This window comes from Duganella callida, from assembly GCF_004614165.1.
Lineage (GTDB): Bacteria > Pseudomonadota > Gammaproteobacteria > Burkholderiales > Burkholderiaceae_D > Rugamonas > Rugamonas callida.
Genome location: NZ_SPVG01000059.1, coordinates 16401 through 28555, shown reverse-complemented (window position 1 = coordinate 28555; position 12155 = coordinate 16401). Strand labels below are relative to the sequence as shown.

Below are 12155 nucleotides of genomic sequence, written 5' to 3'. Positions count from 1 at the left end.
TGGCGGTGGCGATCGCCGATGTGCGCCAGGCTGGCGGTGCGGCCGGCGAGCGGGCCGTCGATACGACGGCCGGCCGCATCAGCGAAGCCGACAGGCTGGCGATTCCGCGCGCCGCCGGCATTCTCCTGAGCGGCGACGGCGTGCGCGAAGCGGAGTGGCGCGATCTTCCCGCGCGGCCGGTGAAATGGCAAGCGCCGGCGGGCGGCGATTTGCTGTGGCTGGATTTCCCGCGCTCGACATCCCTGGGCCGCATCTTCACGCTGTCGGTCCGCCGTCCGCCATCGCAGCCGGCGTGGCGGTTGCAACTGCTGGCGGAGAACAAGCGGGTGCTGGCCGATTCCGGTACCGCTGTCGCGGCGGCTCAGCTGTCGGTGCAATGGCTGCCGCCGGTGGCGGAGACCATGGTGCTGCAGGCACGCCTGCTGGATGCCGCCGGCAAGACCGTCGCCCAGGGGCCGATCCCGTTGCAGGTCAGGGACGCCGTACCTTTGCAGATACAGGGCCGCTTCGATGCGCCGTCGTTCGATGCGCGCGCGCTGAACCAGCTGCTGTCTGACGGCAGCGCGATCCTAGACTGGAATGTCACGCTGGGCAAGGCGATCACGCGCGGCGAGACGGCGCGCGCGCCGCTGACATCTCCCAACGCGATCTTCGTCGATGCTGCCTATGTCGAACACCTGAGCGCTTCCGCGCGGGGCGCGCTGCTGGCCCAGGCCGAGAAGGGCGTGCCGCTGGTGATCTTGGGCGGGAATGCTGCCGACGCGGGCATATGGCAGCGCGACCTGGGATTGTCTCTGCATCCGCAATCGCCGACCACCGAGCAGGAGGAGATGCGGCAGTTCGGCGGCCCGCTGGCGATGCCGCCCTCCACGCTGAATCCGGCGGAGAACGCGATGGCGCCCTGGTCGGTCCTGGCGCGCGACAACAGGAAACAGCCGTGGATGTGGCAGCGCGATGTGGGCAGCGGTCGCGTCATCTGGATTGGCGTGTCGGACTGGCACAAGTACGCCATCAGCGCACCGCAGGCGCTGGCCCTGTGGTGGCAGAACACGATGGACAAGATCGCGCTGGCCAGCATGCAGAAAACCGTCTGGCAGATGAGCGATCCGATGCCGCTGCCCGGCCTGCGCTCCGAGATATGCGCACAAGGCGTCAAGCCGCAAACGGCGCTGAGGGCGGACGGCTATGCGGCGTTGTCGCTGCAGCCGCGTGCGGACAAGGCGGATGGCGTTTGCACCGCATTCTGGCCGCAAAAGGCCGGCTGGATGCGATTCAACGCGGAAGGGATGGCCGACGCCGGCATGGAGTACGTCTACGCGCAGGGTGACTGGCCGGGATGGCAGAAAGCCCTGCGCCGCGATGCGACCGAATTGTATGCCGCGCGTTTCGCCCCTGCCGTCACCGCCAGGCCCGCGGCGGACGCGCTCACCGCGACTGTCCCGCCGGCGGAAGCCGGTGAGCGTGGCGCACTGCCGGCCAAGCCGTTTGCGCTGCTGTTCGTACTGGCCATGCTGGCTCTGTGGTGGCGCGAGCAGCGACACGCCGCGCGGTATGATATGCCGAACCTTTGACTCAGGAGCATACGCATGTTCACCGGACTCAGTGCATTTCCCTTGACGCCCATGGACGAGCAGGACATCGACGAAACCGCGTTCGCCGGCCTGGTCGAGCGTCTGGCCGCGGCCGGCGTCGATTCGATCGGCGCGCTGGGCTCGACGGGCAGCTATGCCTATCTGTCGCGCGGGGAGCGCGCCCGGGTGGCACGCATCGCGGTGGAACATGCGGGCGATGTTCCCGTCATGATCGGCATCGGCGCGCTGCGCACGCGCGACGTGCTGTTGCTGGCGGAGGATGCACAGAAGGCCGGGGCCAGCGCCGTGCTGCTGGCGCCTGTCTCCTACCAGAAGCTGGCGCCGGAGGAGGTGTACGCTCACTACGAGGCGGTGGCGCGCAGCCTGTCGGTGCCCATGTGCGTGTACGACAATCCCGGCACCGCCAATTTTCAGTTCAGCGACGAGCTGCACGGCCGCATCGCGCAGTTGCCCAACATCGGTTCGATCAAGATCCCCGGCGTGCCGTCCGATGCGGCGGAAGCGACTGCGCGCGTGCAGCGGTTGCGCGCGCTGATACCTGCGCACGTCACCATTGGCGTCAGCGGCGACTGGTTCGGCGCCACCGGCATGAACGCGGGTTGCGAAGCCTGGTATTCGGTCATTGGCGGCCTGTTCCCGAAAACCGCGCTGGCGATTGCCCGCGCCGCCCAGCGCGGCGACGCGGCGCAGGCCACGCGCTTGTCGGCGCGGTTGCAGCCCTACTGGGATCTGATTGCCTGCCATGGCGGCAGCCTGCGCGTCACGGCGGCTGCCGCCAGCCTGCTTTCGCTGGCCAGGTCGCCATGCCTGCCTTTGCCGCTCAAAGCCATCGACGGCGCCGATCGCGCGTATCTTGCGCGGTTGATCGAAGAGCTGGAGCTGGCGTAAGCCGGGCTATTTCTGCCAGCGGCACACATAGTCCGGCGCCGTGATCGTGCAGCCCGGATCGGCGACCGGCGCCAGTTGCGCGCGCATGAAAGGCAGCACGCCCGCCCATGCCGGCCATGCCAGGTCTTCCTCGTCGTCGCTGGGGGCGCCGCTGCGCGCCTTACACGCGGCTTCCGCCAGCGGAATGCGCATCACCGTGGTGGCGGCATATTCCTTGTCCGAGCCCGGACGTATCTCCGCCTGGCGGCCCGGCGCCAGTTTATCCATGAAGGTTCCCATGGCGTGTCGCGCCGCCGCGCCTTCCACCACTTCGAATCGCCCATAGACCATGCCCGAGCGGTAGTTCATCGAATGGCTCAACGCCGACCGCGCCATCACCAGCCCGTCCAGATGCGTGATGGTGACGCAGCATTCATCCGCCATCAGACGTTTGAGCATGCGGCTGCCGTTGGAGCCGTGGATATACAGGTAATCCCCGTCACGCCAGCACGCGGTGGGAATGCAGTGCGTGCCCTTGTCGTCGCTGAAGGCGATGTGGCATAGATACGCCTCATCGATGATGGCATGCAGCGTGGCGGCATCGTAGTGCGCATTGGTCGGGATGCGGCGTACCTTGGTTCGTGCGGTGGGAGGATTCATTTCGGTGTCCAAAAAACCTGAATATAATGAGATGCTGGCTCTATAAAAAGGTCCAGCAATCGCTATTTTTATGGAGCCATGATGGATCTGGTGTTGCTCATCAACGGATACGTGGAACAGCATGGCCATCGCGGCTGGCCGCGCCAGCGCCTGCTGCACGAATGTCTGCGCGATGCGATCCGCAAGGGCACACTCGCCGCCGGCACCCGCCTGTCCGCGTCGCGCGCACTGGCGGAGGAGCTGGGCGTGGCGCGCAACACGGTGCTGTATGCATATGAACAGCTGGCCAGCGAGGGATTTGTCGTCACCGACCGGCGCGGAACGCTGGTGGCGGCCGTGGCGCCGGAGCGCACGCCCGCGCCACGCGCGCCGTCGGTGTCGCAGGCGGGCCTGTCGCGGCGCGTGCGCGATCTGCGGCCGGTGCACGGTCCCGCCGACCGCATGGGGGCTTTCGTGCCCGGCGTGCCCGCGCTCGACCACTTCCCGCTGGCTTTGTGGCGGCGCATGCTGGAGCGCGCCATGCGGACGCTGTCGGTGGCGCAGCTGAACTACGGCGATCCGGCGGGGGAGACGGCATTGCGGGCGGCCATCGCCGACCATTTGCGCGCATCGCGCGGGGTGCTGTGCGACGCCGGCCAGGTATTCATCACGGACGGCACCCAGAGCAGCCTGGATCTGTGCATGCGCGCGCTGGCCGATGACGGCGACACCATCTGGATCGAAAATCCCGGCTATAGCGGCGCGCTGGCGGCCGCGCGCGCAGCCGGGCTGGCGGTGGCCGGCATCGACGTGGACGACGAGGGCATGGCGCCGGCCGGCGATGACTGGCTGCTGCGGCCACCGCGCCTGATCTACACCACGCCTTCGCATCAGTACCCGACCGGCAGTGTACTGAGCCTGGGGCGGCGACATGCACTGATCGCGTCCGCGCGCGCGGCGGGCGCGTTGATCATCGAGGATGACTACGACAGCGAGTTCCGCCATGACGGCGCGCCGTTGTCGTCCATGCAGGGGCTGGCGCAGGATGCGCCGGTGGTTTATCTGGGCACCTTCAGCAAGACCATGTTCCCCTCGCTGCGCATCGGTTTCGTGGTCGTGCCGGCCGGGTTGGCGCAGGCGTTCGCGCGGATGCGTGCGCAGTCGTCGTCACGCGGACGGGTGGCGGAGCAAATGGCGTTGGCGGAGTTCCTGCGCAGCGGCCAGTTCGTCCTGCATCTGCGGCGCATGCGCCGCCTCTACCGGCAGCGGCGCGATGCGCTGGTGGCGGCGCTGGAGACGCATCTGGGTTCGGTGGCGGCGGTGCATGGCGGGTCGGCGGGGATGCATCTGTCGCTGCGCTTCCATGACGCGCGCATCGATGATGTCGCGGTGGCGGCGCAGGTACAGGCCTACGGCGTCTGCGTCAATGCGCTCAGCCGGCACGATACACAGGGCGTGTCAGGTTGGCGAGGGCTGATGCTCGGCTACGCGCAGGTGCCGGCCGAGCAGATGGATGCGCTGGTGAAGCAGCTGGCGGCGGTGGTGCATCTCGCCGCTTATGCCGCACACTGCGCCGCCAACCGTGCCGGCGACAGACCGGACGCGGTGGCGGCAGGGCGTCGTTAAAACGCGGTATCGGCCCGTACGTAGAACGAACGGCCGTTCACGCCGATAGGGCAGGTCTCCCAGCAGCGGGTGAAGCCCAGTTTGGGGAAGTCGCCGCCGTTGGTCCACAGATTGGGCAGCTGGTTGAACATGTTGTTCACGCCCACGCTGAGGAAGGTGCGCTTGCTGAAACCATAGCGCAGCGAGGAGTCGACCAGCCAGCGCGCATCCCACTTCTGCAGGGGGCTGAAGTTTTCCGCTTCCACCTCGCCGTAGTAGTTGGCGCGCACGTTCAGGTTCCATGGACCGGTGGTGTAGTCGCCGGCGACCACATGGTGCTTGCGCGGCTGCCCGTGCTCCAGCAGCGTCACCTGCGACTTGTCGAACAGCTGTTCGCCGGTCAGCACCGAGGACGTCGAGTGGCGCTTGGTCACTTCGGTCTTGTTGAAGCCCAGTTGGCCCGACAGCACCAGGGTGGATGCGTCGAATTTGGTGGTGTGCTCGCCGACGATGTCCAGGCCGCGCGTGCGGGTGTCCACCGCGTTGGTGAAGAACTGCGCCTGGCCCACGCCCAACGGCTTGAGGATGTTGGCGATCGGGCCGCCGCCGGCCTCCGGTGCGATCTCGCTGGAGAACACGATGCGGTCCTTGATCTTGATCTGGTAGATGTCGGCCGTCAGCGACATGTTCTTCGCCGGACGCAGCACCACGCCCATGCTGGCGTTGTCCGAGGTTTCTTCCTTCAGCGGCTTGATGCCGAAGGCTTGCGTCACCGAGCTGCCCTGGCGCGCGGTCAGGGTTTCGGTCAGCACGCCGTTATTCAGGTTGGTCGAGACGGAGCTGTAGAACTCCTGCTGCACGCTGGGCGCGCGGAAGCCGGTGGAGACGCTGGCGCGGAAGCCGATTTCCTTGGTCGGGTCGAAGCGCGCGCTGATCTTGCCGGTGACGGTGCTGCCGAAGTCCGAGTAGTCCTCGTAGCGGATGGCGCCGCCCAGGGTCAGGGTATCCACCGGCTTGGTCTCGGCGTCGAGGAACAGCGCGAAGTTGTGGCGGCCCGAGTCCACCGCGGTCGCCGGGGTGTAGCCGGGGAAGCCCTGGATGCCCGACGCCGCCGTGGCGCCGCTTGGCGTCTTGATGATCAGCGCCGGATTGTTGGTGCGGCCATACTGATAGGAGACCGGATCGCCGGCGACGATCTGGTAGTTGTCCTGGCGGTACTCGAAGCCGGTCGCCAGCGATACGGTGCTGCCGCCGATCTGCACCGGTCCCTTGACGTCGGCGTTGAAGGTCAGCTGCGAGAACTTCAGCGTGCCGGTATCGGCCTCGCGCGGCGATTCGGCGTAGATGCCGCCGCCCGGCTTGGGCTCGTACCAGTAGCTGACGTTCAAGCTGTTCGACTCGTGGAAGGCCAGCTCGCTGCGGCCGTAGTTGATGCTGACGTCGGCCTTCCAGTCGCGCGGCAGGTCGCGGCGGTAGCCGAAGGCGAAGGATGCGTCCTTGATGTCGGTATCGATCGCCGGCAGGAAGCCGTTCGGATACACGGCCGGCACCGTGCGGTCGTCGCCGGCCGAGCGGAAGAAGCCATACGAATCGCTCTTGCGCTTGGAGACGCCGCCAAAGGCATAGAACTCGCTGGCCTTGTCGATCGGCAGCGCGCCGTTCCACCACAGGTAGCCGTCCTTGGTATTGCTGTCGCCGATGTGCTGCGTCACGCGCGGCGGATTGACCCGCAACGAGTCGGGGCCGGCGCGGTTGGTCTCGCCGCGCTTGCGCCCTTCGGCGGTCAGGTTGATGTAGCCGCCGTTCTCGCCCAGCGCGAAGCCGCGGTTGGCGCTGAGCGAATACAGGTCGCCGTCGCCTTCCGAGGTGGTGCCGATCTGGCCGCTCAGCGCCGTCTCGTCGACATTCGACTTCAGCACGATGTTGATCACGCCCGCAATCGCGTCCGAGCCGTATTGGGCGGCGGCGCCGTCGCGCAGCACTTCGATGTGGTGGATGGCGCCCAGCGGGATGGCGTTGATGTCGGTGCCGGCCGAGCCGCGGCCGATGGTCTGCTGCACGTTGACCAGCGCCTGCTGGTGGCGGCGCTTGCCGTTCACCAGCACCAGCACCTGGTCCGGTCCCAGCGAACGCAGGGTGGCGGGACGGATCGAGTCGGTACCGTCGCTGATGAAGGTGGTGGAGAAGTTGAACGACGGGTCCAGCGTCTGCAGCAGCTTGCCCAGTTCCAGCGGGCCTGCGGTCTGCAGGTCCTTGAGGCCGATCAGGCCGACCGGAGCCGAGGTGTCCAGCGCGGTCTTGGCTACCGAGCGGGAGCCCAGCACGACCACGGTTTGTTCGTCAGCGGAGGATTGCGCGTACGCGGCTTGTGCCGCCAGCGCCATGATGGCGCCGGCGAGCATGGTTTGTTTGAATTGAGGGGCTTTGCTCATTGATCTCTCTCTTGTATTTGATGACGGCCTTTGTGAGCCGTTACGAAAATACTAATAATGTATTTTCGGGAGTGACAATGAGTTCGCAACAGGGCGCTTATTGTTTTTGCAAAATTGTAGAAAAGTGTTGCTTGGATGCTACTGGTGATCGAGCATCCAGTCTTTCAGACCGTTGACCCAGGACTTGGCCGGCAGGTTGTAAATTTTTTTGATCTGCGCCGCGCGCTCGTACAGCACGCTGAAATCCAGCGACGGCGAGTTCTTGAAGGCGATCACCACGATGTTGGCGTCGTGGACTTCCGGCAGCCACACCACGGCGTCGAACACCAGCTCCATCATCTGCAAATTCTTGTCGTAGTTGGTGAAGTCGTCGCCGAAGACGTTGGTGGTGACCATGCCGCCCTCGCGCAGCACGTCGAAGCAGCCCTGGTAGAACTCCTGCGTGTCCAGCACCGGGCCGCGCGCGGCTTCGTCGTACAGGTCGACCTGCAGGATATCGACGGTGTTGCGGTTGGCCGGATCGAGCACGAAGTCCAGTGCGTTCATCTCGCGCACCTGCAGCCGCTCGTCGTTGGACGGCAGGGCGAACTGCGACGCGCACATGGCGATGACGTTGGGATTGAGTTCGATCGCCGTCACGCGCGCCTGCGGGAAGCGGCGGTAGCAGAACTTGGTCAGCGCGGCGCTGCCCAGGCCCAGTTGCACGATGTGGCGCGGCTGGTCGTTGAACAGCATCCACATCATCATCATCTGCACGTATTCGAGCTCGATGTGATCGGGCTTGGCGATGCGCATGGCGCCCTGTATCCACGAGGTGCCCAGGTGCAGGGTGCGCACGCCCTGGTGTTCGGTGATGGTCGCCGGCGGATGGCCGGGCTGGTCGAAGCGTATGGTGTTGGGGGACTTGCTCATCCCCGTAGTTTATCAGCCCTGCGGCAGGATGATGGTCACGGTCAGGCCGCCGCCGTCACGGTTGTTGAGCGTGATGCGGCCGCCGTGCGCTTCGGCGATCTCGCGCGCCAGCGCCAGGCCGAGGCCGGTGCCGCTGCGCTTGGTGGAGTAGAACGGCACCAGGGCGTTGGTCAGCACGGCGTCGCTCATGCCCGGACCGCGGTCCTGCACGTCGAGGCGCACGCCTTCGTGCAACTGGCGTACTTCCAGGCTGACCTGATCGGGCGGCGAGCCCGATTCGTGGGCGTTCTTCAGCAGGTTGAGCAGGGCCTGTTCCAGCTGGGCCGGATCGAAGGCGCATGCTTCCGCCGGCGGCTCGCCGATCAGGCGGAACACCACCTGTTCGCTCAGCTGGTCGAGAAAAGGCGCCCACTGCTGCGCCTCCAGCCGTGGCGCCGGCAGCTTGGCGAAGCGCGCGTAGCCGAGGATGAAGCTTTCCAGGTGACGCGTGCGTTCCTCGATGGTGGCCAGGATCTGCGGCAGGCGCTCGGTCTGGCCGCGCCGCACCAGCTCCGCGCCGGAATGGGCCAGGGAAGTCAGCGGCGCCAGCGAGTTGTTCAGCTCATGGCTGATGACGCGGATGACCTTTTTCCACGTCTGCACTTCCTGCCGGCGCAGTTCCATGGTCAGCTGGCGCAGCAGCAGCAGTTCGTGTTTGCGGCCGTTGAGGTGGAAGCTGCGGCGCGCCAGATGGTAAACCTCTTCCTCGTCGATGTCGGCGCCGGCTTCGCGCGTGGTGAACAGGCCGTCGCCGCCGCGCGCCAAGGCTTCCAGCAGGGCCGGCGAGGCCGCCGTCAGGATCTCCTGCAAATTGTGGCCTTCCAGTTTGCGGCCCTGGTGGAGCAGCTGGCGTGCGGCCAGGTTGGCATAGACGATGGGGCCGGACTCGCTGACCAGCAGCATGGCCACCGGCGTGTTCTGCACCATGGTATCGAGCAGCAGTTCGCGCTGCACCAGGTCCAGGCGCTGCTGGCGCAGCACGTTGCCAAGGTCGTTGTGCGCCGCCACCAGGTCGCTCAATTCGTCGTTCTGCGGCCAGTGCAGGCTGAAGGAAAAGTCGCCATCCTTGTAGCTGGTGACGGTGCCGGTCAGCGCGCGGAACAGCGACAGCATGCGTTCCAGCTCGGCGCGGATGGTGATGATGGAGATCGGCAGCACGCACAGCAGGCAGATGGCGATCACCAGTCCGTGATTGTTGGGCAGGAAGTGCTCCAGTGCCAGTGCGATCAGGATGCCGACGGTGAGCAGGGTGCCCACCATCGCGGTCCAGCGTGTGAGCAGTGAAAGGCGGAAGCCCTTCGGGCGCAGGCCAGGCGGGCGCCCGGCGCCGCCCGGGGAGGCGCTGTCGTCACTGCCGGAGGGCGAGGAGGACGCGCCCTTGCCGGACGCGCGGCCTGCCCGGTCCGGCGGGGCGCCGCTGGTTTTCATTATGGGCGCACGATGCCGAGCCGCTCCATGCGGCGGTACAGCGCCTGGCGCGACAGCCCGAGTTCCGCCGCCGCCTGCGCCACCACGCCGCCGGCGCGGCTCAGGGCCAGGTTGATGGCGTCGCGGTCCGGTTCGCGGCTGGCTTCTTCAGCGGCGCCGGCGCCGTTGGCATGGCTGCCGCTGACGGCCGGCAGTCCCAGGTCGGCGATGCGGATGATGTCGCCGCCGGCCAGCAGCGCGGCGCGCATCATCACGTTTTTCAGCTCGCGCACATTGCCCGGCCACTGGTGCGCCAGCAGCGCCGCCTGCGCGTCCGGATGCAGCTGCAATTGCGGCTGCGGGCCGAGGAAGTGCATGGCCAGCGGCAGGATGTCCAGCGGGCGCGCCGCCAGCGCCGGCAGCCGCAGTTCGATCACGTTCAGGCGGTAGAACAGGTCCTCGCGGAAGGTGCCGGCCTTGATCATCGCGTGCAGGTCGGCGTTGGTGGCGCTGATCACGCGCACCTTGACCTGGCGCTCGCGGTTGGAGCCGAGGCGCTCGAAGCGGCCGGTCTCCAGTACCCGCAGCAGCTTCATTTGTCCGGCCAGCGGCAGGTTGCCGATTTCATCGAGGAACAGGGTGCCGCCGTCGGCCGCCTCGAACTTGCCCTCGCGCGCCTTGGCGGCGCCGGTGTAGGCGCCGGCGTCGGCGCCGAACAGTTCGGCCTCGATCAGTTCGGACGGTATCGCGCCGCAGTTGAGCACCACGAACGGGCCGTTGCGCACCGAGGAATTGGCCTGGATGATCTCGGCGATGCGTTCCTTGCCGGTGCCGTTGGCGCCGATGATCAGCACCGGCACGTCGGCGCGCGCCACCTGGCAGGCCAGATGCACCACGCGTTCGGTGGCCGGGTCCTGCCACACCATGCCGCGCAGATCGTAGCCGCGTTCCAGTTCGCGCCGCTCGCGCAACTCGGCCTGCACGCGCTGCTGCAAGGCGCGCTTGGATTGTCCCAGTTCGATCAGGTTGTTGACGGTGGCGATCAGCTTGTTGTCGTCCCACGGCTTGGCAAGGTAGTCGGCGGCGCCGCCCTTGATCAGGTCCACCGCCGCGTCCAGGTGGGTCCAGGCGGTCAGCAGGATCACCGGCAGGTCGGGGTGGCGCGCGCGGATGGCGCGAAACAGCGTCGTGCCTTCCTCGCCGGAGGTGGTGTCGGCGCTGAAGTTCATGTCCTGGATCACCAGGTCGACGCTGCGCTGCGCCAGGATCGCCAGTCCCGCCTCGGGCGAGGGGGCGCTGAGCGCCTCGATGTCGTGCAGCGAAAACAGCACTTCCAGCGCCACGGCAACGGCGGCGTTATCGTCGATGATTAATACGGTAGGCATGCCGCAAGCATAACATTGTCGCGGCATGCCGGGGACTGCGGTCATGCGGTCCGGGTGGCGGTGGCCGGCGAGATGCTGGCGGCGCGCCACGCCGGGCCGTAGACAGCGGCGATGCCCAGTCCCCACAGCAGGCCGGCGCCGGCCAGCAGGTAGCCCGCCGGCAGGCGCGCCATTTCCAGCTTGCTGACCAGCAGCTGGTTCAGCGCCAGTGCCAGCAGCACGCCGGAGAACACGCCGGCGCTGGTGATCAGTACATTCTCGGTGACGAAGTAGCGCAGGATGTCGACCCGGCGCGCGCCGAGCGCGCGGCGTACGCCGATCTGCTTGCGGCGCTGGGTGACCCACAGGCTGGCCATGCCGACGATGCCGCTGGCGGTGACCAGCAGCAGCAGCACGCTGACCGCCACCAGCATCCAGGCCAGCGCGCGGTCGGCGCGGTAGCGCGTGGTGCGGGTTTCGACCATCGAGCGGGCCTTGACGATGATCGGCAGCGGCGAGGCGGCGCGCACCGCCGCTTCGGCCTCCTTCATCACGCGATCCAGCTGTCCGGGCTCGGCGCGCAGGGTGTAGCTGACGGTGCGTCCGCCGGTGGTACGCAACGGCACCAGGATCGAATACTCGCCCTCTTCGTCGATCTGCGCGCCCGGCGTCTGCATCTTGTCGATCACGCCGACCACGCGCACTTCGCGTGCGGTGTCGCCGGCGCCGAAGAACATGGTCTTGCCGACGTAGCTGCCGGCGCCGGGCCACATCTTGGCACCGAATCTGCTGGTGATGATGGCGACCTTGGCCCAGTCCTGGCTGGTGTCCAGATTCACTTCCACCACCTCGTTGGGCAGGAAGTCGCGGCCTTCGACCAACTGCAGGCCCCAGGTCTTGATCAGTGAATCGGCGCTGCGGTAGACGCTGGCGGTGGCGGTCGGCTTTTGCTGCTTGCGGTCCACCGACATGCTGGTGTAATTGCCGGAGCGCGACAGCGGCATCTGCGAGGTGGTGGCGACCGACATCACGCCCGGCACGGCGCGCAGTCGTTCGGTGTCGCGGTGCTGGATCGCCAGCTGTTCCTCATGGCTGCCGGGCTGCATCTGGCGGATCTGCAGCGAGAAGATATCCTGCTCGCTGGCCATGCCGCTGGCGCGCGCCGATACCGCCTGGCGCACCTGCACGATGTGCAGGGCATTGGCCAGGATGGCCAGGCTGAGCGCGACCTGCACCGCCACCAGCACCGGGCCGGTCTTGTTGCGCAGCAGGGCGGAGAGAATGGGACGGATTTCCAT

General features: G+C 67.0%; 9 protein-coding genes. 3 read left to right on the top strand and 6 right to left on the bottom strand.

All coding sequences use genetic code 11. The annotated features are described in order from the left end of the window. Window positions 1–1571, top strand: a 1571-nt coding sequence (locus E4L98_RS06070) for a hypothetical protein (RefSeq protein ID WP_135200671.1), incomplete at its 5' end; no start/stop codon positions are given. 15 nt (window positions 1572–1586) lie between these two features. Continuing rightward, window positions 1587–2480: a dihydrodipicolinate synthase family protein gene (locus tag E4L98_RS06065; protein ID WP_135200670.1), complete on the top strand. Its 894-nt coding sequence runs from the start codon at window positions 1587–1589 to the stop codon at window positions 2478–2480. 6 nt (window positions 2481–2486) lie between these two features. On the opposite strand, the gene E4L98_RS06060 is transcribed toward E4L98_RS06065, so the two are convergent. Further along, on the bottom strand, window positions 2487–3119 hold the full coding sequence (locus E4L98_RS06060) for a pyridoxamine 5'-phosphate oxidase family protein (RefSeq protein ID WP_135200669.1): 633 nt from the start codon (window positions 3117–3119) through the stop codon (window positions 2487–2489). An 81-nt stretch (window positions 3120–3200) separates the two neighbouring features. Here E4L98_RS06060 and pdxR point away from each other — a divergent pair, with 81 nt between their 5' ends. Then, a complete protein-coding gene (gene pdxR, locus E4L98_RS06055; protein WP_135200668.1) occupies window positions 3201–4724 on the top strand; it encodes a MocR-like pyridoxine biosynthesis transcription factor PdxR in 1524 nt (507 codons plus the stop codon). Here the strand turns inward: pdxR and E4L98_RS06050 are convergent. The 5 genes from E4L98_RS06050 to E4L98_RS06030 form a co-directional block, all read right to left on the bottom strand. Continuing rightward, complete coding sequence (locus E4L98_RS06050) at window positions 4721–7135, bottom strand: TonB-dependent receptor plug domain-containing protein (protein ID WP_135200667.1); 2415 nt, start codon at window positions 7133–7135, stop codon at window positions 4721–4723. The two genes, pdxR and E4L98_RS06050, sit on opposite strands and share 4 nt — an antisense overlap. 138 nt (window positions 7136–7273) lie before the next feature. Further along, window positions 7274–8047, bottom strand: a complete 774-nt coding sequence (locus E4L98_RS06045) for a spermine/spermidine synthase domain-containing protein (protein WP_135200666.1) — start codon at window positions 8045–8047, stop codon at window positions 7274–7276. 12 nt (window positions 8048–8059) lie between these two features. Continuing rightward, window positions 8060–9346, bottom strand: coding sequence for a sensor histidine kinase (locus tag E4L98_RS06040; RefSeq protein ID WP_135200672.1), 1287 nt, complete (start codon window positions 9344–9346; stop codon window positions 8060–8062). 167 nt (window positions 9347–9513) lie between these two features. Next, complete coding sequence (locus E4L98_RS06035; RefSeq protein WP_135200665.1) at window positions 9514–10878, bottom strand: sigma-54-dependent transcriptional regulator; 1365 nt, start codon at window positions 10876–10878, stop codon at window positions 9514–9516. A gap of 41 nt (window positions 10879–10919) precedes the next feature. Then, window positions 10920–12155, bottom strand: coding sequence for an ABC transporter permease (locus E4L98_RS06030; RefSeq protein ID WP_135200664.1), 1236 nt, complete (start codon window positions 12153–12155; stop codon window positions 10920–10922).

Coding starts and splice junctions, on each gene's coding strand:
- E4L98_RS06065 (WP_135200670.1), top strand. CDS start 1,587: ATGTTCACCGGACTCAGTGCATTTCCCTTGACGCCCATGGACGAGCAG.
- E4L98_RS06060 (WP_135200669.1), bottom strand. CDS start 3,119: ATGAATCCTCCCACCGCACGAACCAAGGTACGCCGCATCCCGACCAAT.
- pdxR (WP_135200668.1), top strand. CDS start 3,201: ATGGATCTGGTGTTGCTCATCAACGGATACGTGGAACAGCATGGCCAT.
- E4L98_RS06050 (WP_135200667.1), bottom strand. CDS start 7,135: ATGAGCAAAGCCCCTCAATTCAAACAAACCATGCTCGCCGGCGCCATC.
- E4L98_RS06045 (WP_135200666.1), bottom strand. CDS start 8,047: ATGAGCAAGTCCCCCAACACCATACGCTTCGACCAGCCCGGCCATCCG.
- E4L98_RS06040 (WP_135200672.1), bottom strand. CDS start 9,346: ATGGTGGGCACCCTGCTCACCGTCGGCATCCTGATCGCACTGGCACTG.
- E4L98_RS06035 (WP_135200665.1), bottom strand. CDS start 10,878: ATGCCTACCGTATTAATCATCGACGATAACGCCGCCGTTGCCGTGGCG.
- E4L98_RS06030 (WP_135200664.1), bottom strand. CDS start 12,155: ATGGAAATCCGTCCCATTCTCTCCGCCCTGCTGCGCAACAAGACCGGC.